Raw genomic sequence first — 21,857 nt, forward strand, 5'->3', positions numbered from 1 at the left:
CCCCGTTGCCTAGCGGATGTTCGGGTCGAAGGTGAAGATCACCAGCGTGCCCAGAAGGATGGTGAACACCGTGGCGGTGTAGAGCAGGCCCTTCAGCCACAGCCGCGTGTTGGCGCGCTCCGCGTAGTCGTTGATGACGGTACGCAGGCCGTTGGTGCCGTGCAGCATGGCGAGCCACAGCATCAGCAGGTCCCAGACCTGCCAGAACGGGGAGGCCCAGCGGCCGGCCACGAAGGCGAAGCCGACCTTGGAGACGCCGCCGTCCAGCACCAGCTGGATGACGAGGTGTCCGATCACGAGGACGACGAGGACGATGCCCGAGAGGCGCATGAAGAGCCAGGCGGCCATCTCGAAGTTGCCGCGGGTCGAGCGCGGCGTCTTGCCCGTGCGCTTGCGCGGGGCCTCGATGTACGGCGCCGGGTTGTCGACGTCGTAGAGGCTCACGCCCTCCACGTCACCGATGGCCTGGGCGGAAGAAGTGTCAGAAGACATGCGTGTCACTTCCCGAACAGTTCAGCAGCTGCGTGGCCGAGGACGGGGTACAGGGCCCCACCCATCAGGATGATCCAGATGATCATCACGCCCCAGAGCATCTGCTTCTGGAGACGGGGGCCCTTGGACCAGAAGTCCACGGCGATCACACGGAGACCGTTGAGCGCGTGGAACAGAATGGCGGCCACGAGGCCGTACTCCATCAGCGCGACGATCGGAGTCTTGTAGGTAGCCACGACATCGTCGTACGCCTCGGGGGAGACGCGGACGAGAGCGGTGTCGAGGACGTGTACGAACAGGAAGAAGAAGATGAGGACGCCGGTGACTCGATGAGCCACCCAGGACCACATTCCTTCCCGGCCGCGGTACAACGTTCCAGCCGGCACGGAAAACCCTCCGGAAGCGGGGCGGGGGCCAGCCGGCTTCTTTGTCGGTCGGGCCCGGCCGGGTACGGTCCTCCGGCCCCGGACATCGTAGCGACGCTTTGTCGGTTCCCTCGCGCCGGGTCCAGCGGTGTGATCAAACAGGCACGGACGGACTATCCCACAGGGGCGAATAGCCCGGAATCGACGGCAGACGCACCGTCCGGCGAGGTCAGCCAATGTGTCAGGTCGGCGAGCCGCACCTGGGCGAGCCGGCGCAGCTCGTCCGCCGAGATCGACCGCTCCTCGTCCGCCTCCAGCTCCATCCGGCGCCGGATCGCGGCCAGCAGCTGGTCCGCCTGCTCGTCCGGGGGGTGCCCGTCCAGACAGATCACGAAGGCGTGGCCGAACTTGCGCTCGTACTCCGCATGGGCGGCGTCCAGCGCCAGGAGCGCGGCGTACGGCGCCCCGTGGTCCAGCTCCACCGGGAACTCGGAGGCCAGCGCCTCGCTCAGGTCCGCCTGGGAGAGGTCGTACGAGGCCTCGTCGGCGGCGGCCAGCAGCGCGCCCGGGTCCGGGTACGGCCGGTGGGTGGCCACCCGCTGCGCCCAGCGCCGGCTCCCGCAGCAGTGCAGCAGGACGGCCTCGGCGGCTTCGGCGGAGAGGACGTTGAACCGCGCCAGTCCGCAGCCGTGGGAGGGATCGCAGGACCCGCCGGGCCCCTCCCCCAGACCCGGTCCGGGAGGTGCCCCCGGGGAGGTGCCCCCATGGGCCTGTGCCGGAAGGTGGCTGGACAGCGGGGGGCTCCTCGGGGCGTGGCGCGGGTGTACCGCCACGCTAGCGACGCCGGGCCGGGTGTGTCGTACCCATCCGAGGTTTTCACCCGGAAGTGAGCCGAAAGGATGACGGCCGCAGCGGCGCGAGGGGCGCGGCGGACCGGAAGGGGGAGGAGGAAGACGACCGAGGCCGCCACCCCCCACAGGAGAGGCCCCGGTCGCCGTCCGATACGGGCTCGTGCGACAAGCCCGTATTTTTGTCAGCGCCACGGGTGCGTTTTGTGTCACACCCCGCTTCGCGCACGATTGGTTGCTCCCCGTACAACTCGTGGACGAAGGTACTTGAAAGCCGTAACGTGCTGATTTGCGCCACACGTACAGGACAGTGAACGGGTTGGGGACTTTGCTGGGGGACGACGCGGAGCTGACCGCCGCGGTGCTCGCGGCACAGGGCGGCGACGAGAGCGGGTTCCGTGCTGTGTACCGCGCCGTGCACCCGCGCCTGCTCGGTTACGTACGCACGCTCGTCGGCGACGCCGACGCCGAAGACGTGACCTCCGAGGCCTGGCTGCAGATCGCCCGCGACCTCGGCTCCTTCACCGGTGACGCCGACCGCTTCCGCGGCTGGGCCGCCAGGATCGGCCGCAACCGGGCCCTCGACCACATCCGCATGCGCGGACGCCGCCCCGCCATCGGCGGCGACGAGACCGAGCTGACGGGCCGCGCCGCCGACAGCGACACCGCCGGCGAGGCGATGGAGGCCCTGTCGACCGGCCGGACCATGGCGCTGATCGCCCAGCTTCCGCAGGACCAGGCCGAGGCCGTGGTGCTCCGCGTCGTCGTCGGTCTCGACGCCAAGACCGCCGCCGAGACCCTGGGCAAGCGGCCCGGAGCGGTACGCACCGCAGCCCATCGGGGCCTGAAGAAACTGGCCGAGCTGCTCTGCGCGGAGGGCGGCTTCGCGCCGGACTCCGATCCGGTCGCGGACGCGGCCGGGCCGGTCGGCCATAATGCCGGTGGCCCGGCACGGGACGGCGGGGGCGGGAGGGATCTCGACGCCGTGCCCGCTCAGCGCGGCCGGGGCGGTGGCCTCGTGGAGAAAACCGGTGTGACGCATTCACGTTGGCGGACGCAGAAGGACATGTGATGGCCGACGAGCGCAACAGGTGGCTGGACCGGGCGGCGGCGGAACGAGTGCTGCGCGGGGGCCAGGCCGTACCTGGCGCCGACCCCCGTGCCCACGCGGCGGAAGCCCGGCTCCGGGCCGCCCTCGACATGCTGGCCGGGCCGCAGGAGCCCGCCGGTGCGGAACTGCCCGGCGAGGCCGCCGCGGTGGCCGCCTTCCGCGCGGCCCGCGCGGGCGCCACCGCACCCGGGGCGTCCGAGATGCCCGGGACGGGCGCTGTGCCCGCACCCGCCGGATCCGACACCGCCCCCCTCGTGGAACTTGGCCGGATCATTCCGCTCAGCGTCCCCGTCCCCGCGCCCCGGCGCACCCGCCCCCTGCGGTTCGGGCTGGTCGCCGCGCTGGCCGGGGTCGCCGTCGGCGGCCTGGCGGTCGCCGCCGGAGCCGGCCTGCTGGACCGGGACACGCACGACACGGCCGGCCCCGTACCGGCGGTGTCCCTCAGCGCCGACGTGAGCCCGACGCCGGCCGGCGACACCACGGGCCCGACGCCCGGACCGGAGCTGCGGCCCGAACCGCTCCGCAGCACCGACGGCACCGCGCCCACCCCGGGCGGCGGGCAGACACAGGGCGCGGGCACGGGCGCCGTCCAGGGGTTCGGAAACGGAACGGGAACCGGCGTGGACGCGTCCGGCGGCTCCGCGGACCCGGACGCCGCGGGCGGCAAGGACGAGAAGGACGGCAAGGACGCCCAGATGGGCGGGGCGTCGTCGCTGAAGGACGCCGACAAGCAGACCCGGCTGCGGGCGGTGAACCTGTGCGAGGCCTACCGGTCGGGGCACATGACCTCCGACCGCCGCACCCGGCTCTCGAAGCTGGCGCAGGGGCTGTCGCGCATCCCGCACTACTGCGAGGCGCTGCTCGACGGGCCGCCGCCCCGGGGCGCCACCCCGGGCGCCCCGCGGACCTCGGACGACGGGGGCGACGTACTCAAGGCGCCGACGCTGCTCCCGGCGAGCCCGACGGTGTCCCTGCCCGCCGGCCGGCCGGCGCACTGACGCACCGGCGGCCATCGTTCGGGTGGTCCGTGCGCGCTCCGTGCGCGCGCTCCCGGCCGCTGCACGAACAGCCTGTAACACTTTTCGAACCTGCGGCGCAGTACATAACGAGCCGACTGGTCATCGGCCGCGCACGAGCCGGGGTTCCCCCCGTACCCCTGGGCTCTGCGCACCCGGCGCGGGCGGGGTTCGTTCCCCCGGCCCTGCCCGCGCCCTTTACTTCCCGGACCGGATCCCCCGGACGCCCGGATCCCTGGATCGCCGGAGCTACCGGAAACCTCCGGAATCGCCGGGCCCCCGCGGTCACCAGTAGACGACGACCTTGTCGCCGACCTGGACCTGCTCGAACAGCGACGCGAGCTTGCCCTTGTCCCGGACGTTCACGCAGCCGTGCGAGGCGCCGGCGTAGCCGCGGGCCGCGAAGTCGGCGGAGTAGTGCACCGCCTGGCCCTGGCTGAAGAACATCGCGTACGGCATCGGCGTGTGGTAGATCGTCGACGTCCAGTCCTTGGCCTTCCACTCCACCTTGAACTGGCCCTCACGGGTCGGAGTGTTCTCGGAGCCGAAGCGGACGTCCATCGTGGAGACGACCTTGCCGTCGATCATCCAGGCGAGCGTGCGGCTCTCCTTGCTGATGCACATGACGCGGCCGGTCATGCAGCGCGGGTCCGGCGCGGCGACCTCGTTGACGGTCGGCGGACGCAGCTCGTCGGCGGTGGGCTTCTTGCTGAGGCCCTGGATCTTCTTCCAGGTGGCCTCGTCGACCGAGCCGGAAGCCGTCAGAGCGTTCTTCTCCTGGAAGGACTTGACCGCGGCGGTGGTCTTCGAGCCGTAGAAACCGGTCGGCGCGACCGTCATGTACTTGAGCTGCTTCAGGCGCGCCTGGAGCTCGCGCACCTGCTCGCTCTCGTCGCCGTTCGCCATGACCGCCTTGACGGCCGGGGAGGGCGACGCGGGCGGCGAGGCCGACTCCGGGGCGGACTGCGAGGGCGAGGACGAGGGCGAGGGCGAGGCGTCGGCGGGCTTGTTGTCCGTCGACGGGGAGCTCTCGGGGGTGGAACCCGCCGCGGACGCGGACGGAACCGAAGAGGCGGAGCCGGCCGGCTGCGTCTTCTGGGGCCCGCAGGCGGTCGCGGCGAGCGCGACGGCGGTGGCCACCCCGAGCGTGCGGATTATTACTCTCTGGCGGTGCATGCGCAGTCCCCCGATTTCCATGTCGTGTTACCTAGGTGATGCCTGGCGGGCGTGGAGAGTTGCAGACGATCCGGGGATGTTGCGCCATTGTGACCAGCGGCCGTCAGGGAACGTCCGCAGCCGTCGCGGGGCGGACGTGCCGGCCCCGGGGCCGTTTGCTCGATGGAGGGCGTGGTCGCATGGCGAGTACCGAGAGCGGGATTCCGATCGAACCCGTCTACGGGCCGGGGGATCTGACGGGGTGGGATCCCCGGGGCAAACTGGGAGAACCAGGGGCGTATCCGTACACGCGCGGGGTCTACCCGACCATGTACACCGGCAAGCCGTGGACCATGCGGCAGTACGCCGGGTTCGGGACCGCGGCCGAGTCCAACGACCGGTACCGGCAGCTCATCGCGGGCGGCGGCACCGGGCTGTCGGTCGCCTTCGACCTGCCCACGCAGATGGGCCACGACTCCGACGCGCCGCTCGCGCACGGGGAGGTCGGCAAGGTCGGCGTCGCGATCGACTCCGTCGAGGACATGCGGGTGCTGTTCGACGGGATCCCGCTCGACCGGGTCTCCACGTCCATGACCATCAACGCGCCCGCGGCGCTGCTGCTCCTCATGTACCAGCTGGTCGCCGAGGAGCACGGGATCGACGGCGGGCAGCTGACCGGGACCGTGCAGAACGACGTGCTCAAGGAGTACATCGCGCGGGGCACCTACATCTTCCCGCCCGGTCCCTCGCTGCGGCTGACCGCCGACACCTTCCGGTACTGCAAGGCCGAGATCCCCCGCTGGAACACCATCTCCATCTCCGGCTACCACATGGCCGAGGCCGGGGCCTCGCCCGCGCAGGAGATCGCCTTCACGCTGGCGGACGGCATCGCGTACGTACGGACGGCACTGGCCGCCGGGATGGAGGTCGACGAGTTCGCACCGCGGCTCTCCTTCTTCTTCGTCGCCCGCACCACCCTGCTGGAGGAGGTCGCGAAGTTCCGGGCCGCGCGGAGGATCTGGGCCCGGGTCATGCGGGAGGAGTTCGGGGCGCGGAACCCGAAGTCGCTGATGCTCCGCTTCCACACCCAGACCGCCGGGGTCCAGCTGACGGCGCAGCAGCCGGAGCTGAACCTCGTCCGGGTGGCCGTGCAGGCGCTCGGGGCGGTCCTGGGCGGCACGCAGTCCCTGCACACCAACTCCTTCGACGAGGCGATCGCCCTGCCGACGGAGAAATCGGCACGGCTGGCGCTGCGGACCCAGCAGGTGCTGGCGTACGAGACGGACGTGCCGCACACCGTCGACCCCTTCGCGGGCTCCTACGCGGTCGAGCGGATGACGGACGACGTCGAGGAGGCGGCGCTCGCGCTGATGCGACGGGTCGAGGACCTGGGCGGGGCGGTGGCCGCCATCGAGGCGGGCTTCCAGAAGGGGGAGATCGAGCGGAACGCGTACCGCATCGCGCGGGAGACCGACGACGGCGAGCGGGTGGTGGTCGGGGTCAACCGCTTCGCGCTGGAGCAGGAGGAGCGGTACGAGCCGCTGCGCGTCGACCCGGAGATCGAGCAGCGCCAGCGGGAGGCGCTGGCCGCCCTGCGCGCGGACCGCGACAACGGGGCGGTGGCGAGCGCGCTGGACGCGCTGCGCGGGGCCGCGGCCGGGACCGCGAACGTCCTCCACCCCATGAAGGAGGCCCTGCGCGCCCGGGCCACGGTGGGCGAGGTCTGCAACGCCCTGCGGGAGGTCTGGGGCACGTATGAACCAGCCGATTCCACATGGTGAAATCCAGCCACGTCAGGAGCAACCCTATGGGACACTCCTGCTCATGCTGGGTGTCACCGATCTGCCGACCTACCTCGTCGGGCTCATACTGATCATTTTGCTGCCGGGGCCGAACTCGCTGTACGTGCTCTCCGTCGCGGCCCGTCGCGGCGTGCGGACCGGGTACAAGGCCGCCGCCGGGGTGTTCACCGGCGACGCCGTGCTGATGGCGCTCGCCGCCGCCGGGGCGGGGGCGCTGCTCCAGACCAGCCCGGTGGCCTTCGGCATCGTCAAGCTGCTCGGCGCCGGGTACCTGACCTGGCTCGCCGTCGGCATGATGCGCGGGGCGTGGGCGCTGTGGCGCTCGCGGACCGAGCGGACCGGGCGGACCGAGCACGTCGAGGCCGGCGTGCCGGACGCGGACGGCGGCGAGGGGGAGAAGCCGTACCGGCGGGCGCTGCTGATCAGCCTGTTCAACCCCAAGGCGATCCTGTTCCTCGTCTCCTTCTTCGTTCAGTTCGTGGACCCCTCGTACGCCTACCCGGCGCTCTCGTTCCTCCTGCTGGGCACGCTGCTCCAGCTCGGCAGCTTCCTCTACCTGACCGTGCTGATCCTCAGCGGAACCCGGCTGTCCGCCGCCTTCCGCCGCCGCAAGCGGCTCTCGGCCGGGGCCACCTCGGCCGCGGGCGTCCTCTTCCTCGGCTTCGCCGCCAAGCTCGCCGTCGGCTGAGGGCCGCGCGCGCCCGTGCTCACCCGGTCCGGGCCGCCCGCAGCCGGCGCAGCCGGCGGACCACCCGGCGCACGGCCGGGCTCGCCGGCAGGAAGGACAGCTGCGCCGGGATGCCGCCGGGCAGCCCGAGCGTGGTCAGCCGGCGCCGTGTGAAGTAGCGCCGGGTCCGGTCGTCCGGACGCGCGGCCAGATACCGCTCGGCCTCCGCGCGGCGCGGTGCCAGGACCTGCGGCTGCATGGTGAAGCCGACCGCGGTGAGCAGCCCGGTCAGCGCGCCCCGGACCTCCTCGGGGCCGGGCGGGCTCCAGCGGGCGACGGCCCGGGCGTCCGCGAGGGCGGGGAGCAGCGCGTCGACCAGCGTCAGCGGGATCCGGTTGCTGTTCTGGTACGGGGTGAGGCGGGCCAGTACGGCCTCGGTCCCGGTGCGTGCGACCGGCAGCCCGTACAGGGTGGCGGCGGTCAGCAGCCCGGTGGAGAAGCAGCCGACGACCAGGGCGGGGCGAAGCCGCTGGTAGAGGGTCTCGGCGAGCACCGGGGCGGTCACGACGGTGAGGCGGGCGCCGAGCCGCTCGGCCTCGGCCTCGGCGCGGCGGGAGTACGCGGCGGGGGCGCTGGGGTGGGGTTTGAAGACGAGTTCGCGATGGCCGAGGGCGTGCGCGCCGCGGACCATCTCCACGTGCAGCTCCTCCTCCTCCCGCGGGGAGAGGAGGTCCAGGGCGGAGAGGTACTGACCCAGCAGCAGCGCGGGCGCCTCGCCGGTGCCCGCCCGGCCCGCCGCGTCCGCGCCGGAGGCCTCGCCGGCGCCGGCCGGCCCCGGTCCGTACGAGGGCAGTTCGGCGAGGACCTTCAGGAACTCCGGGGCCGGGACGAGCTCCGGCCGTACGTCGAACTCGGTGAGCAGCAGCGGTTCCAGTCCCGGCACCAGGTCCAGGTGCAGGACGCGGCGCACGCGCATGCCGAGCTGCGGGTCGAGGCGGAAGCGGGTGGGCCCGTAGCTCATCAGCCCGTCGGCGTAGACGTCGACGGCGGCGCCGGGGAAGAGCGTGCACAGGGTCCGGGCGGGCGGGACCTGGATCGACTCCACGATGAGCTCGACGCGGTCCTCGCCCAGTCCCCACACGGCCCGCAGCTGCCGTTCCCACAGGGGGACGTCCTCGGGGCGGGGCGCCCAGGCGCTCGGGTGCTGCGGGGCGATGGCGGCGTTCCAGTCGAGCACCTCGTCGAAGCGGGTGCGCAGTGCGGCGAAGCCCGGCATGTCGGGGAGGCCGGGGGAGACCTCGGCGGTGAGGGAGTGGTTGCTGGTGAGCAGGATGCGGCGGCCGGCCGGTGGGAAGCTGCCCGCGTCGATGCCGGCGGCGAGCGTGGCCATGCCGTAGAGGGTGGAGGCCAGGAAGATCTGGGTGCACGCGGTGCCCTGAGCGGCCATCAGACAGCGGCTCCCGTCCGGGCCGGGCGGCGGCGCAGCCGGCGCAGCCGGCCGGAGCGGTCCGCGTCCATCGAGTTCAGGACATGGTCCAGGACGTCCTGGGGCATGCGTCCGAGTGCGGCCGTGCTCATCGAACGGAGTTTCTTGGCCACGGCCGGTTCGAACCTTTCGATGGACCCGATATGGTGCGCGATAATTGCACAATATGTTCGTACGGCTTTCGGCAGGAGAAGATCGCGATCGGGATCCTCGGCCGTATCCGCCAGAACCTGGTCGAATGCCTTGACGAAATCGAGCTGGCGCTCGTCCTTGATCTGCGTCAACGAGGTCGAAACACCGCGCCGGTAGAAGATTCCGGGCTGCCCGATCGCCGCGAACGAGCGGGCCTCCCGGTGCAGCCGCCAGATCCACGGCCGGTCCTCCGCCGTCCGCAGCCCGTCGGTGAAGTGCAGCAGCCCGCGGTCCAGCAGCCGCCGGTGGTACATGCCGGCCCAGGCGTACGGGTAGTCGACCGAGGTCGCCCGGGAGGCGGGCAGGATCCCGGCGCGCGGATCGCCGACGACCAGCTGCGGACCGTAGGGGACGCGCTGCACGCTGCGGCTCCGGCCCGTCACCTGGACATGGTCGTTGCGGACGAAATCGCAGCTCAGAGCCTCTATGGTGGCCAGGGTGCGGGCGAGGTGCCCGGGCGCCAGCCAGTCGTCGCCGTCCAGGAAGGCGAGGTACTCGCCCCGGGCCGCGTCCAGACCGGTGTTCCGGGCGGTGGCCAGGCCGCCGTTGTGTTCGTGCCGCAGGAGCACCGCCCCCGGCAGCTCGCGCGCCGCCCGTTCCAGGAGTTCGGGCGTCCCGTCCGTCGAGCGGTCGTCGACGAGCAGGAACTCGAAATCGTCCCGGGCGTTGAGTTCGAGGCTTTTCAGGGCATCCGGTGCGTATGTCTGCACGTTGTAGAACGGCACGACAACAGAGAGCTTGGGCACCCGCGAGACATTAAGGCGCCGTCCGGCATTCACCATGGCCCGTGTGCGGATTCCATGTGAACGACGCAGGGCGGGCGCGTTAACCGGTGCGGTTTCGCATGAAGTCGACGGGTTGTTAACCCGCTGTTGTGCGTTCGTTGGGCCGATCACCGAAATCGCGGAATAGCTTCTGCCGGGTGCCAGCCAGCAATCGCGCAGCATCTCGTACTCATTCGCGTGCGGTCCTTCGCATCGCCGTACTCGCCGATTCCGATACGCGTTGGAAATGGGGCGCACTCACCGCCCGCCGCCTCGCGGCGCAGCCGCACCTCACCGGATACCTGCTCCGCGGCCGGGCCACCCCGACCGCGCGCCAGCTCGGCGAGGTGGGGGTCGAAGCGGACCGGCTCTCCGAGGTGACCTGCGCACGGTTCCTCGCGGAGCTCGAGCGCGAGCGCTACGACGTCGTCGTCCTCGCCCTCGTCGGCGGGGCCGTCCAGGCCGTGCTGCACGGGGTCCGCGCCCTGTGGCCCGAGCCGGCCGCCCGGCCCGTGCTCGTCACCGGGTACGTCGGCGTCGTGTACGAGAAGCTCGCCGACGGGCTGCTGCTGCGGCACGGCGCCGACCTCGTCCTCGCCAACTCCCGGCACGACGCGGGACGCTTCCGCGCGGTGTACGAGGGCGTCGGCGCCGACGCCGGCGCCGTCACGGAGACGGCACTGCCGTTCCTGGACGGAGCGGCGTACGAGCGGGCCGGCGACCGCGCCCACACCGTGGTCTTCGCCGTCCAGCCGTCCGTGCCCGAAAGCCGCACCGACCGCGCCTACCTGCTGGAGCGCGCCGCCCGGCACGCCCGGCTGCACCCCGGGCGCGAGGTGCTGATCAAGCTGCGCAGCCGCCCCGGGGAGCACACCACCCACCTGGAGGAGCAGCCCTACCAGCGGCTCGCCGAGCGGATCCCCGGCGGACTGCCGCCCAACTGCCGCCTGGTGTACGGGAACATGGGCGAGGTCCTGGACGGCACGGACCTGCTGGTCACCGTCTCCTCCACGGCCGCCCTGGAATCCCTGCACCGCGGCATCCCGACGGCCGTCCTCACCGACCTCGGCATCCGCGAGGTGCTCGGCAACCACCACTTCCTCGGTTCGGGCTGCCTGGCCTCCTGGGACCAGCTCGACGCCGGCCTGCTGCCGCAGGGCGACCCGGACTGGCTCGCCGGCCAGGGCGTGACCGGCGCCGGGGACGCCTTCGCGGCCGCCCGCGCCCGGCTCGACGCACTGCTGGGACGCGGGGTGCTCCCCGCCGTCGCCCCCTACTACACACCGGTCACCGCGCCCGGGTACCTGCCCGGGATCCTGGCCCGGCACCACCTCGCCCCCGACGGCACCCCGCTGCCCGGCGCCGTCCGCGAGAGCGGTGGCGAATCCCGGCTGCGCCGCCGGCTCCGCGCGCACCTGCGCGAGGCCGCCCGCGGGGTGTACCGGCACGGCGTGCAGCGCGTGGCCCCGATGATCCGCCGGATGGGCGAGCTGTGACCCCGCCCGAGAGCACCCCTGCCGCGCGGCCCGCCCCGCACACCACCGCGCCCCCCGCCCCGGCCGCGATCCCGACCGTGCGCCCGGCCGCGGACCCCGCCGCGGGCGCCGCGCGGGACCCCGCCCCCGCCCCGGCCGCGATCCCGACAGTGCGCCCGGCCGCGGACCCAGCCGCGGGCGCCGCGCCGGACCCCGCCCCCGCCCCGGCCGCGATCCCGACAGGGCGCCCCGCCGCGGGCCCCGGCCCGGACCCGGCCGCGGGCAGCGGCGCGCGGCCCCGGGTGCTGGCCGTGATTCCGGCCCGGGGCGGGTCCAAGGGAGTTCCCGGCAAGAACCTCGCCGAGGTGGCCGGAGTCCCCCTCGTCGTACGGGCCGTACAGGCCTGCCGGGGCGCCGCCACCGTCACCGACGTCGTGGTCTCCACCGACGCCGGGCCCATCGCCGACGCCGCCCGCACCGCCGGGGCCGACGCGGTCCGCCGGCCCGCGGCGATCTCCGGGGACACCGCGAGCAGCGAAGCGGCCGTCCTGCACGCGCTCGACGCCTTCGAGGAACTCCACTCCCTCACCGTGGACGTCGTCCTCCTCGTCCAGTGCACCAGCCCCTTCCTGACCTCCTCCGACGTCGAGTCGGTCGCCGCCGCCGTCGCCACCGGCGCGGCCGACTCGGCCCTGACCGTCGCCCCGTTCCACGGCTTCCTCTGGCGCGAGGCCGACGGCGACGCCGCCGGCGTCAACCACGACAAGGCCGTACGCCCCCGCCGGCAGGACCGCCCCCGGGACCTGCTGGAGACCGGCGCCGCGTATGCCATGGACGCCGCCGGCTTCCGCAGCGCCCGGCACCGCTTCTTCGGGCGGACCCTCCCCGTCGCCACCGACCCCGCCCGGGTCCTGGAGATCGACGACCCGCACGACCTGGCCCGGGCCCGTCTCCTCGCCCCCCTGTTCCCACCCCCTGCGCACCCCCGCGCGCCGAACGAAGGACCTCAGCTGCCATGACCGTCGCCACCCCCGACTCCCGCCTGCGCACCTTCGGCTCGCGCACCGCCGGCCCCGGCCGCCCCGTCTACGTCGTCGGTGAGATCGGCATCAACCACAACGGCGACCTCGGCAACGCGTTCGCCCTCATCGACGCCGCCGCCGAAGCGGGCTGCGACGCCGTCAAGTTCCAAAAGCGCACCCCGGAGATCTGCACCCCGCGCGACCAGTGGGACATCGAGCGCGACACCCCCTGGGGCCGGATGACGTACATCGACTACCGGCACCGCGTGGAGTTCGGCGAGGCCGAGTACCGCTCCATCGACGAGCACTGCGCCAAGCGCGGCATCGACTGGTTCGCGTCCCCGTGGGACACCGAGGCCGTCGCCTTCCTGGAGAAGTTCGACGTCCCCGCACACAAGGTGGCCTCCGCCTCCCTCACCGACGACGAGCTGCTGCGCGCCCTGCGCGCCACCGGCCGCACCGTCGTCCTCTCCACCGGCATGTCCACCCCGCGGCAGATCCGGCACGCGGTGGAGGTGCTCGGCAGCGACAACATCCTGCTCTGCCACGCCACTTCCACGTACCCGGCCAAGGCCGAGGAGCTCAACCTGCGGGTGATCAACACCCTTCAGGAGGAGTACCCCAACGTCCCGATCGGCTACTCGGGCCACGAGACCGGCCTGCAGACCACCCTCGCGGCGGTTGCCCTCGGAGCCACCTTCGTCGAGCGGCACATCACCCTCGACCGCGCCATGTGGGGCTCCGACCAGGCCGCCTCCGTGGAGCCCGGCGGCCTGACCCGCCTGGTCCGCGACATCCGCACCATCGAGACCGCCCTCGGCGACGGCGTCAAGCGCGTCTACGACTCCGAGCTCGGCCCCATGAAGAAGCTCCGCCGGGTCCAGGGCGCCCTCGCCTCGGTCTGACCCGCGGCCCGTCCCGTACGACGCCCCGCCCCGCCCCAGACGAGGAGTACGTGGTGACCCCTTCAGCCTCCACCCTGGCTTTCGTCGAAAGCCCGGTCCAGCTCCTGAACGTGCTGGAGTGGGCGCACGCCGAAGCAGCGTCCCCGCCGGGCGGCGCCCCCCTGCTCGACGCGGTCCCCCGCCAGCCCAGCCGCGCCGCACGCGGCCCCGCCCCGCAGCCCGGAGCCGGGGCCAGCGCGGCCCCGGCCGACGGGGGGACGGCCGACGGGGGGACGGCCGCCGCCCCGGACCGTCCCGCCGGTGCGGCGGCCCGGCTGCGGATCGTCGTCCTGCCGCCCACCGACCCGATGTCCCGCGGGCAGCTGCGCCGGATGGCCGGCCTGGCGCGGGACGAGGGGTACGAGGTGAGCTGGCAGGAGGCCCGCGGCGGACGCCTCGCCCCGTTCAAGGCGCTGGCCGCGCTCGCCCGGGACGTGCGCGCCGCGCGCCGGGTCGTCGTCGGGGACCCCTTCTCCCGCTACGTGCAGCTGCTGCTCACCCTCGTACGGGCCGAGGAGCTCGTGGTGGTCGACGACGGCACCGCCACCATGGAGTTCGTCGCCCAGACCGCCCGCGGCGAACGCCTCGTACGCTGGCACCGCGTCGGCGGCGGAGGCCTGCCCGGCCGTGTCCGCGAGCTCGTCTACGCGCCGGTCTCGGCCACCGCCCGGCGCCGCTTCACCCCGGCCGCGGGCACCGGACGGCGCGTCGAGGTGTTCAGCTCGATGCCCGTCACCGTCCACGGCGCGATGACGCTGCGGGTCAACGAGTTCGCCTGGACCCGGTCCCGGTTCGGCCCGCCGCGCCTGACCAGGGGCACCGACCTCGTCGGCACCTCCCTCGTGGAGACCGGCGTGGTCGACCCGGCCCGCTACCTGGACGCCGTCCGCGCCCTGACCCTGGAGCACGGCGCCACCCGCTACTTCGCGCACCGCCGGGAATCCCCGGAGAAACTGCGGCTGCTCAGCGAGGCGACCGGGCTGGAGATCGTCCGGCCGGACCTGCCGCTGGAGCTGATCGCCCGGCGCGGACCGGTCGGCCGAACGATCGTCAGCTTTCCGTCCACGGTCGTCCACACCCTGCCGTACGCACTGACCGGTACCGGTGTGACCGTCGCCGTATGCGATGTCGACCCGGCCTGGCTCACCGGCTCCGCCTCGCCGCGGGCCCGCACCTTCCTCGCCGGGGTCACGGAGACCGCCCGTGATGTGCACAGACTCCCTGCCCAGACGGCCTCTGCGGCCGGATGAGCGCGCGAGTTTACCCCCGGCTGCATCCGGTCATGCGTCCAGAGGTCTGGTTTTTTTCCCCTAACGGCATGAACTTTTGGTGATCTCCGGCCAGTTGAGCCATTCGTGCGCCTACCCTTCAACGGGTGAACCAGTTGATGTCCCGCGAGTCCCAGACCGCCCTGCCCGGCACGCCCGACCGGCCCGAGCTGCCCGGCAAGCTTCCGGACCACCTGCGTGCCGAACTGATCGCCTTCCGCCGGGACTTGCACATGCACCCCGAGCTAGGACACCAGGAGTTCCGCACCACGGCGGCGATCAAGGCCCGGCTGGAGAAAGCGGGCCTGCGCCCACGCGTGCTCGCCTCCGGAACCGGCCTCATCTGTGACGTGGGTACCTGGGACGGGGGCCGGCCGATGCTGGCCCTGCGCGCGGACATCGACGCCCTGCCCATTCCGGACGCCAAGACGCACGTCGCGTACCGCTCGACCTTCCCCGACCGCGCCCACGCCTGCGGCCACGACGTGCACACCGCGGTCGTGCTCGGCGCCGGACTCGTCCTCGCCGATCTCGACCGGCAGGGCCTGCTGCCCCGTCCCGTCCGGCTGCTGTTCCAGCCCGCCGAGGAGGTGCTGCCCGGCGGAGCCACCGACGCCATCGCGTCGGGCGTCCTGGACGGCGTGGGCCGCATCATCGCGGTGCACTGCGACCCGCGGGTCGACGCCGGGAAGATCGGACTGCGGACCGGCCCCATCACCTCCGCCTGCGACCGGCTGGAAATCGCCCTCGCCGGGCCCGGCGGACACACCGCCCGGCCGCACCTGACCACCGATCTCGTGACCGCCGCCGCTCGGGTCGCCGTCGATCTGCCGGCCGTCCTGTCCCGCCGGATGGACGCCCGCTCGGGCATGTCGATCACCTGGGGCCGGATCGAGGCCGGGCACGCCTGCAACGTGATCCCGATGCACGCCGAGCTGTCCGGAACGATCCGCTGCCTCGACATCAACGCCTGGCACGAAGCACCCGACCAGATCCACGCCGCGATCGACGAGATCGCGGCAATGCACCGTGCCAAGTCGGAGATCACCTACGTGCGCGGGGTCCCGCCGGTCGTCAACGACCCGGTGGTCACGGAGCTGCTGCGCGAGTCGATGGCGGCCCGGCTCGGCAAGGAGTCGATCGAGGACACCGAGCAGAGCCTCGGCGGCGAGGACTTCTCCTGGTACCTGGAACACGTGCCGGGGGCCATGGCCAGGCTCGGTGTGCACACCCCCGGCGCGAGCGCCAAGCGGGACCTGCACCGGGGCGACTTCGACGTGGACGAGTCCGCGATCGGGGTCGGCGTGGAGTTCTTCACGGCCGCCGCCCTGCTCGACGGACGCCGGTCCCGGCCGATCGGGTAAAGATTCTTACAACATCTGAGCGCCTGCGATCACACCTGTCCAACCCTTGGTACACAAGGGTCGGACAGGTGGGGAGTTACCGTTCGGTCACTGTCCGATTCACGACGATCCGATAACGACTCATGAACGGGCCTTTAACTGACATCTACGCGCGTTACGATCGCCGCGAAACCAGCGCCGGTCGTGGCGCTTCGGTCAGGTTTTGAAGGAGCCTCCCCTTGCGCCGGATCACCAGGATCGCCACCGTGGGCATCGCGTCCGCGGCGCTGGCCCTCTCGGCCACCGCCTGTGGCGGAAAGAAGTCGTCGGACACCACCTCCTCCCCCTCGGAGTCGGGCGGTGCCAAGTCCGTTGCCCTCGCCTATGACATCGGCGGCCGTGGTGACCAGTCCTTCAACGACGCCGCGTACGCGGGTCTCGAGAAGGCCGCCAAGGAGCTGAAGGTCAAGACCGCGGAGGCCGAGCCCACCGAGGGCGAGAGCGAGGCCGACAAGGTCCAGCGCCTCACCGAGCTGGCGCGCAAGGGCAACAACCCGGTCATCGGCGTCGGCTTCGCCTACGCCCCGGCCATCAAGAAGGTCGCCGAGAAGTTCCCGAAGACGACCTTCGGCCTCATCGACGACACCTCGGTGACCGGCCCGAACATCGCGAACCTGGTCTTCAACGAGGAGCAGGGCTCCTACCTGGCCGGCGTCGCCGCCGCCAAGGCGTCGAAGACCGGCACGGTCGGCTTCATCGGCGGTGTCGAGGTTCCGCTGATCAAGAAGTTCGAGGCGGGCTTCACCCAGGGCGTCAAGGACACCAACCCGAACGCCAAGGTGCTGTCGGCCTACCTGTCCCAGCCGCCGGACTTCTCCGGTTTCGCCAAGCCCGACCTCGGCAAGGCGACCGCCAAGGGCCAGCTCGACAGCGGCGCCGACGTGATCTACGCCGCCGCCGGTCTCGCCGGCACCGGCGCGATCGAGGCCACCGCCAACGCGGGCAAGTGGGCCATCGGCGTCGACTCGGACCAGTACAACCAGGCCGGTCTGTCGAAGTACAAGGACCACATCCTGACCTCGGTCACCAAGGACGTCTCCGACGCGGTCTTCAACGAGATCAAGTCGGTCCAGGACGGCACGCCGGCGACCGGTGAGATCCGTTACGGCCTGGACAAGAACGGTGTCGGCCTGGCCGACTCCAACCCCGAGTACAAGAAGATGGCCGACGTCACCGCCGCGGTGGAGAAGGCCAAGGCCGACATCATCGCCAAGAAGATCAACGTCAAGACCGCCCCGTAAGGCCGTCCCTGACGTGAAGTAACGGTCTCGGGGTCCGGGAACGCGGTCTCTACCGCTCCCGGGCCCCGAACCGCGTCCGTGACGCTTGTGACCTGCATGGTCACAAGTTTTCACTTTCGACAGTGCTACGCGCGTAGAGGCATCGTGGACGCGATACCTTCTCTCCCCGCCCTGTCCCCCCGCCACAAGGCTTTCCAGCTCCTTCCGCGCCAAGGAGAGTGCGTCATCAACGCGTCCAGCCCCCCCGCCGTAGAACTGCACGGCATCACCAAGCGTTTCCCCGGCGTCGTCGCCAACAAGGACATCGCCATCACCGTCCGCAAGGGCACGGTCCACGCCCTCATCGGTGAGAACGGTGCCGGCAAGTCGACCCTGATGAAGATCCTCTACGGCATGCAGAAGCCGGACGAGGGCACCATTGCCATCGACGGGGAACAGGTCTCCTTCAACAACCCCGGCGACGCCATCGCCCGCGGCATCGGCATGGTGCACCAGCACTTCATGCTCGCCGACAACCTCACCGTCCTGGAGAACGTGGTTCTCGGCGGCGAGAAGCTGTACGGCATCGGCGGCAAGGCCCGCAAGAAGATCATGGAGATCTCGGACGCCTACGGCCTCGGCGTGCGCCCCGACGCGCTGGTCGAGGACCTCGGTGTCGCCGACCGGCAGCGCGTGGAGATCCTCAAGGTCCTCTACCGCGGTGCGCGCACCCTCATCCTCGACGAGCCCACCGCGGTGCTCGTGCCGCAGGAAGTGGACGCGCTCTTCGACAACCTGCGCGAGCTCAAGGCCGAGGGCCTGACCGTCATCTTCATCTCGCACAAGCTCGGCGAGGTGCTGAAGGTCGCGGACGACATCACCGTCATCCGCCGCGGCACCACGGTCGGCACCGCCGACCCGAAGACCGCCACCACCAAGCAGCTCGCCGAGCTGATGGTCGGCAGCGAGCTGCCCACGCCCGAGACCCGCGAGTCGACGGTCACCGACGTGGCGATGCTCGAGGTCCAGGACCTGCGCCTGACCGACACCGACCCCGACGGCGTCGTCCGCGAGGTGCTCGCCGGCATCGACTTCACCATCCACAAGGGTGAGGTCCTCGGCATCGCCGGTGTCGAGGGCAACGGCCAGACGGAGCTCATCGAGGCCCTCATGGGCATGAGCCTGCCGGACGGCGGCGTCATCACCCTCGACGGCAGGGACATCTCCACCGCGCCGACGCGCAAGCGCCGCGAGGGGGGCATCGGCTACATCCCCGAGGACCGCCACCGCCACGCCCTGCTGCTGGAGTCCCCGCTCTGGGAGAACCGCATCCTCGGCCACGTCACCGAGGCGCCCAACTCCAAGCGCGGCATCCTCGACCCCAAGGCCGCCCGCAAGGACACCGAGCGGATCGTGCGCGAGTACGACGTCCGCACCCCGGGCATCGACGTCACCGCGGCCTCGCTCTCCGGCGGCAACCAGCAGAAGCTGATCGTCGGCCGCGAGATGAGCCACGACCCGAAGTTCCTCATCGCCGCCCACCCCACCCGCGGTGTGGACGTCGGTGCGCAGGCGCAGATCTGGGACGCGATCCGCGAGGCCCGTCGCGAGGGCCTGGCCGTGCTCCTGATCTCCGCCGACCTCGACGAGCTGATCGGCCTGTCCGACACCCTGCGCGTCATCTACCGCGGCCGCCTGGTCGCGGACGCCGACCCGGCCACCGTCACGCCCGAGGAGCTCGGCACCGCCATGACGGGTGCCGCCCGCGGTCACCTGGAAGCCACCGACAACCCTTCCGCCGCTGCCGACGGTGACACGACGGAGGACGAGGCCCGATGAAGAAATTCGACAAGGACCGGCTGCTCCTGGCAGTCGCCGGCCCGGCGCTCGCACTGATCAGCGCCTTCGTACTGACCATGATCGTGCTGGCGGCCTCGGGCGTCGACCCGATCGATCCGCTGCGCATCATGGTCGACCAGGCCGGTTACGAGGACATCCAGGTCCTGATCGTCAACCAGGCCGGCATCTACTTCCTGGCAGCCCTGGCCGTGGCCATCGGTTTCCGGATGAACCTCTTCAACATCGGTGTGGACGGCCAGTACCGTCTCGCGGCGGTCATCTCCGCCGTGGTCGGCGCCTCGGTCTCGCTGCCCGGGCCGCTGCACATCCTGCTGATCGTGCTCGTCGCCATGGTCACCGGTGCCTTCTGGGCCGGCATCGCGGGCATCCTGAAGGCCAAGCGCGGGGTGAGCGAGGTCGTCTCCACGATCATGCTCAACGCCATCGCGACCTCCCTGATCGCCTGGCTGATCCTGCCGAAGAACCTCGGTGTCCAGCCTCCGGGCTCGAACGACCTGACGACCGGCGACATCCCGGAGTCGGGCTGGTTCCCGGCGCTCTCGCTGCCCGGCGGCGACATCTACGGCTTCACCTTCGTGGCCTTCGCCCTCGGCATCGTCTACTGGTTCGTGCTCAACCGGACCCGCTTCGGCTTCGACCTGCGGGCCACCGGTGCCAGCGAGTCCGCCGCGCAGGCCTCCGGCGTCGACGCCAAGAAGATGATCATGACCGCGATGCTCATCTCGGGCGCGGTCGCCGGTCTGACCGGCATGCCGCTGCTGCTCGGCGAGTCCCACACGTACAACCTGTCCTTCCCCCTGGGCATCGGCTTCACCGGCATCACCGTCGCGCTGCTCGGCCGCAACAACCCGATCGGCATCCTGTTCTCCGCGTTCCTGCTCGCCTTCATCAAGCAGACGTCCGCCGGGCTCGACCAGAACGGCTACGCCCAGGAAATCGGCGTGATCATGCAGGGCCTGATCGTGATCGCGGTCGTGGTCAGCTACGAGCTCGTCCGCCGCTACGGCATCCGCCGCCAGCAGCAGAAGGTCGGCCAGGAGCTGGCCGCCGGGCACGCCCTCAAGACCGACAACAAGGAGGTCGCGGCGTGAGCACCAGCACCGTTTCCGCGACGAGCGCCGCGCCCAAGAAGGGCGGCGGCCGCCGCAAGCTCACCCTGCCCTGGATCCTGCTGATCATCGCGGGCGGTCTCGCCCTGATCTCGCTGGTCCGCGTCATCTCCGGTGCCCAGGACCTGACCTCCGCCGGCCAGATCTCGGGCACGCTCCAGCTCGCCGTGCCGATCGCCATGGCGGGCCTCGGCGGCCTGTGGTCCGAGCGCGCGGGCGTGGTCAACATCGGCCTCGAGGGCATGATGATCCTCGGCACCTGGTTCGGCGCCTGGGCCGGCTACCAGTGGGGCCCCTGGACCGGCGTCCTCGTGGGCATCATCGGCGGCGCCCTCGGCGGCCTGCTCCACGCGATCATCACGGTGACGTTCAACGTCAACCACATCGTCTCCGGTGTGGCGGTCAACATCCTGGCCGTCGGCTTCACCCAGTACCTGTCGAACTTCACCTTCGACGCGGTCCCGGGCGGTTCCTCCAAGCAGTCCCCCCGCATCGACCCGATCACGGAGATCACCGTGCCGGGGCTGTCGGACTGGATGGCCACGCTCCAGGCCAAGCACTGGTTCCTGATCTCGGACATCGCCGGTGTGATCGGCGGTCTGGTCACCAACCTGTCGCTGCTGACCGTCGTCGCCGTCCTGATGATCCCCGCCACCTGGTGGGTGCTGTGGCGGACCGCCTTCGGTCTGCGCCTGCGCTCCTGCGGTGAGAACCCCGTCGCCGCCGAGTCCCTCGGCGTCAACGTCTACAAGTACAAGTACATCGCCGTGATGGTCTCCGGCGGGATGGCCGGCCTCGGCGGAGCGTTCCTCGCCATCGTGTCCACCGGCATCTACCAGGAGGGCCAGACCGGCGGCCGCGGCTACATCGGTCTCGCCGCCATGATCTTCGGCAACTGGATGCCGGGCGGCATGGCGCTGGGCTCGGGCCTCTTCGGCTTCACCTACAGCCTCCGGCTGCGCGGTGGCGCCGAGAACGTCCACGCGATGCTGCTGCTCATCGCGATCCTGCTCGCCGCGGTCGTCGTCTGGCAGCTGTACAAGCGCAAGCACTTCCAGGCCGCCATCGCCGGTGCGTGCGCCGCCGGCCTGTTCGTCTGGTACGCGCTGACCGACTCCGTGCCGAGCCAGTTCGTCGACGCCGCCCCGTACGTCACGACGCTCCTCGTGCTCGCCCTGTCCTCGCAGCGGCTGCGGATGCCCAAGGCCGACGGCCTGCCGTACCGCAAGGGCCAGGGCAAGTGACCGACGTGGACTGGGAAGCCCTGCGCGAGGCCGCCCGGGACGCCATGTCCCGGGCGTACGCCCCGTACTCGGGCTTCCCGGTCGGTGTCGCCGCCCGTGTCGACGACGGCCGCACCGTGGTCGGCTGCAACGTGGAGAACGCCAGCTACGGACTCGGCCTGTGCGCCGAGTGCGGGCTGGTCTCCTCCCTCCAGGCCACCGGTGGCGGCCGCCTGACGCACTTCACCTGCGTCGACGGCAAGGGCGAGATCCTCGTCCCGTGCGGCCGCTGCCGCCAGCTGCTCTTCGAGTTCGGCGGACCGGAACTGCTGGTGGAGACCCCGAACGGGATCCTTCCGCTGGCCGAGATGCTGCCGCAGGCCTTCGGGCCGGACCACCTGAGATAGCCGTGCCGAGGGGGGCGCGCCCCCCCGC

General features: G+C 71.6%; 19 protein-coding genes and 1 pseudogene. 14 read left to right on the forward strand and 6 right to left on the reverse strand.

All coding sequences use genetic code 11. The annotated features are described in order from the left end of the window. Positions 1-9 precede the first annotated feature (9 nt). From ACFXA3_RS02285 to ACFXA3_RS02295, 3 genes are all read right to left on the reverse strand, one after another. Positions 10-492, reverse strand: a complete 483-nt coding sequence (locus ACFXA3_RS02285) for a succinate dehydrogenase hydrophobic membrane anchor subunit (RefSeq protein WP_385180691.1) — start codon at positions 490-492, stop codon at positions 10-12. A 5-nt stretch (positions 493-497) separates the two neighbouring features. After that, positions 498-878, reverse strand: coding sequence for a succinate dehydrogenase, cytochrome b556 subunit (gene sdhC / locus ACFXA3_RS02290; RefSeq protein WP_082410218.1), 381 nt, complete (start codon positions 876-878; stop codon positions 498-500). Positions 879-1,030: 152 nt separating this feature from the next. Then, positions 1,031-1,690 carry a 2-oxo-4-hydroxy-4-carboxy-5-ureidoimidazoline decarboxylase gene (locus tag ACFXA3_RS02295; RefSeq protein WP_385180693.1) on the reverse strand — a complete coding sequence of 220 codons (660 nt, stop codon included), beginning with the start codon at positions 1,688-1,690 and terminating at the stop codon, positions 1,031-1,033. A gap of 343 nt (positions 1,691-2,033) precedes the next feature. Between ACFXA3_RS02295 and ACFXA3_RS02300 the strand changes: the two genes are divergently transcribed. Together ACFXA3_RS02300 and ACFXA3_RS02305 are read left to right on the forward strand one after the other, a co-directional pair. Next, complete coding sequence (locus tag ACFXA3_RS02300) at positions 2,034-2,777, forward strand: RNA polymerase sigma factor (RefSeq protein ID WP_385180738.1); 744 nt, start codon at positions 2,034-2,036, stop codon at positions 2,775-2,777. Then, on the forward strand, positions 2,777-3,814 hold the full coding sequence (locus ACFXA3_RS02305; RefSeq protein WP_385180696.1) for a hypothetical protein: 1,038 nt from the start codon (positions 2,777-2,779) through the stop codon (positions 3,812-3,814). The genes ACFXA3_RS02300 and ACFXA3_RS02305 overlap by 1 nt, the downstream gene beginning before the upstream one ends. A gap of 303 nt (positions 3,815-4,117) precedes the next feature. On the opposite strand, the gene ACFXA3_RS02310 is transcribed toward ACFXA3_RS02305, so the two are convergent. Further along, positions 4,118-5,029: a peptidoglycan-binding protein gene (locus tag ACFXA3_RS02310; protein ID WP_385180698.1), complete on the reverse strand. Its 912-nt coding sequence runs from the start codon at positions 5,027-5,029 to the stop codon at positions 4,118-4,120. Positions 5,030-5,187: 158 nt separating this feature from the next. Here ACFXA3_RS02310 and ACFXA3_RS02315 point away from each other — a divergent pair, with 158 nt between their 5' ends. Both ACFXA3_RS02315 and leuE read left to right on the forward strand, forming a co-directional pair. Continuing rightward, entirely contained in the window at positions 5,188-6,768 is a 1,581-nt protein-coding gene (locus ACFXA3_RS02315; RefSeq protein ID WP_385180701.1) for a methylmalonyl-CoA mutase, read from the forward strand. Positions 6,769-6,811: 43 nt separating this feature from the next. Beyond that, the gene (leuE, locus tag ACFXA3_RS02320) at positions 6,812-7,477 is read left to right on the forward strand and encodes a leucine efflux protein LeuE (protein WP_385180703.1); all 666 of its coding nucleotides are present in this window, start codon (positions 6,812-6,814) and stop codon (positions 7,475-7,477) included. 19 nt (positions 7,478-7,496) lie between these two features. Here the strand turns inward: leuE and ACFXA3_RS02325 are convergent, their stop codons facing one another. Both ACFXA3_RS02325 and ACFXA3_RS02330 read right to left on the reverse strand, forming a co-directional pair. Beyond that, positions 7,497-8,903, reverse strand: a complete 1,407-nt coding sequence (locus tag ACFXA3_RS02325; RefSeq protein WP_385180706.1) for a polysialyltransferase family glycosyltransferase — start codon at positions 8,901-8,903, stop codon at positions 7,497-7,499. Further along, positions 8,903-9,880 carry a glycosyltransferase family 2 protein gene (locus ACFXA3_RS02330; protein ID WP_385180709.1) on the reverse strand — a complete coding sequence of 326 codons (978 nt, stop codon included), beginning with the start codon at positions 9,878-9,880 and terminating at the stop codon, positions 8,903-8,905. Before ACFXA3_RS02330 ends, ACFXA3_RS02325 begins: the two co-directional genes overlap by 1 nt. Before the next feature lie 176 nt (positions 9,881-10,056). On the opposite strand from ACFXA3_RS02330, the gene ACFXA3_RS02335 reads away from it, so the two are divergent. The 10 genes and pseudogenes from ACFXA3_RS02335 (at position 10,057) to ACFXA3_RS02380 (ending at position 21,829) form a co-directional block, all read left to right on the forward strand. After that, positions 10,057-11,394 (forward strand): DUF6716 putative glycosyltransferase, encoded by a 1,338-nt coding sequence (locus tag ACFXA3_RS02335; RefSeq protein WP_385180712.1) that lies wholly within the window; start codon positions 10,057-10,059, stop codon positions 11,392-11,394. A gap of 212 nt (positions 11,395-11,606) precedes the next feature. Continuing rightward, positions 11,607-12,365: pseudogene (locus ACFXA3_RS02340) on the forward strand (cytidylyltransferase domain-containing protein); the annotation flags it as partial. A gap of 23 nt (positions 12,366-12,388) precedes the next feature. Next, the gene (locus ACFXA3_RS02345) at positions 12,389-13,300 is read left to right on the forward strand and encodes an N-acetylneuraminate synthase family protein (protein WP_385180715.1); all 912 of its coding nucleotides are present in this window, start codon (positions 12,389-12,391) and stop codon (positions 13,298-13,300) included. 53 nt (positions 13,301-13,353) lie between these two features. Further along, the gene (locus tag ACFXA3_RS02350) at positions 13,354-14,589 is read left to right on the forward strand and encodes a hypothetical protein (protein ID WP_385180717.1); all 1,236 of its coding nucleotides are present in this window, start codon (positions 13,354-13,356) and stop codon (positions 14,587-14,589) included. 137 nt (positions 14,590-14,726) lie between these two features. Then, positions 14,727-15,971: an amidohydrolase gene (locus ACFXA3_RS02355; protein WP_385180741.1), complete on the forward strand. Its 1,245-nt coding sequence runs from the start codon at positions 14,727-14,729 to the stop codon at positions 15,969-15,971. 218 nt (positions 15,972-16,189) lie between these two features. After that, the gene (locus ACFXA3_RS02360) at positions 16,190-17,251 is read left to right on the forward strand and encodes a BMP family protein (RefSeq protein ID WP_385180720.1); all 1,062 of its coding nucleotides are present in this window, start codon (positions 16,190-16,192) and stop codon (positions 17,249-17,251) included. A 96-nt stretch (positions 17,252-17,347) separates the two neighbouring features. Further along, entirely contained in the window at positions 17,348-19,069 is a 1,722-nt protein-coding gene (locus ACFXA3_RS02365) for an ABC transporter ATP-binding protein (protein ID WP_385180722.1), read from the forward strand. Then, positions 19,066-20,181 carry an ABC transporter permease gene (locus ACFXA3_RS02370; protein WP_385180724.1) on the forward strand — a complete coding sequence of 372 codons (1,116 nt, stop codon included), beginning with the start codon at positions 19,066-19,068 and terminating at the stop codon, positions 20,179-20,181. The genes ACFXA3_RS02365 and ACFXA3_RS02370 overlap by 4 nt, the downstream gene beginning before the upstream one ends. Continuing rightward, on the forward strand, positions 20,178-21,443 hold the full coding sequence (locus ACFXA3_RS02375) for an ABC transporter permease (protein ID WP_385180726.1): 1,266 nt from the start codon (positions 20,178-20,180) through the stop codon (positions 21,441-21,443). The genes ACFXA3_RS02370 and ACFXA3_RS02375 overlap by 4 nt, the downstream gene beginning before the upstream one ends. Beyond that, positions 21,440-21,829: a cytidine deaminase gene (locus ACFXA3_RS02380; RefSeq protein ID WP_385180729.1), complete on the forward strand. Its 390-nt coding sequence runs from the start codon at positions 21,440-21,442 to the stop codon at positions 21,827-21,829. The genes ACFXA3_RS02375 and ACFXA3_RS02380 overlap by 4 nt, the downstream gene beginning before the upstream one ends. Positions 21,830-21,857 lie beyond the last annotated feature (28 nt).

Origin of the sequence: Streptomyces sp. NPDC059456, assembly GCF_042750055.1 — a bacterium.
Taxonomy (GTDB): domain Bacteria; phylum Actinomycetota; class Actinomycetes; order Streptomycetales; family Streptomycetaceae; genus Streptomyces.

What these genes read in the sequence shown, in the direction of transcription:
- ACFXA3_RS02285 (WP_385180691.1), bottom strand. Translation starts at nt 492, where the DNA reads ATGTCTTCTGACACTTCTTCCGCCCAGGCCATCGGTGACGTGGAGGGC.
- ACFXA3_RS02305 (WP_385180696.1), top strand. Translation starts at nt 2,777, where the DNA reads ATGGCCGACGAGCGCAACAGGTGGCTGGACCGGGCGGCGGCGGAACGA.
- ACFXA3_RS02310 (WP_385180698.1), bottom strand. Translation starts at nt 5,029, where the DNA reads ATGGAAATCGGGGGACTGCGCATGCACCGCCAGAGAGTAATAATCCGC.
- ACFXA3_RS02315 (WP_385180701.1), top strand. Translation starts at nt 5,188, where the DNA reads ATGGCGAGTACCGAGAGCGGGATTCCGATCGAACCCGTCTACGGGCCG.
- leuE (WP_385180703.1), top strand. Translation starts at nt 6,812, where the DNA reads ATGCTGGGTGTCACCGATCTGCCGACCTACCTCGTCGGGCTCATACTG.
- ACFXA3_RS02325 (WP_385180706.1), bottom strand. Translation starts at nt 8,903, where the DNA reads ATGGCCGCTCAGGGCACCGCGTGCACCCAGATCTTCCTGGCCTCCACC.
- ACFXA3_RS02345 (WP_385180715.1), top strand. Translation starts at nt 12,389, where the DNA reads ATGACCGTCGCCACCCCCGACTCCCGCCTGCGCACCTTCGGCTCGCGC.
- ACFXA3_RS02355 (WP_385180741.1), top strand. Translation starts at nt 14,727, where the DNA reads ATGTCCCGCGAGTCCCAGACCGCCCTGCCCGGCACGCCCGACCGGCCC.
- ACFXA3_RS02365 (WP_385180722.1), top strand. Translation starts at nt 17,348, where the DNA reads ATGGTCACAAGTTTTCACTTTCGACAGTGCTACGCGCGTAGAGGCATC.
- ACFXA3_RS02370 (WP_385180724.1), top strand. Translation starts at nt 19,066, where the DNA reads ATGAAGAAATTCGACAAGGACCGGCTGCTCCTGGCAGTCGCCGGCCCG.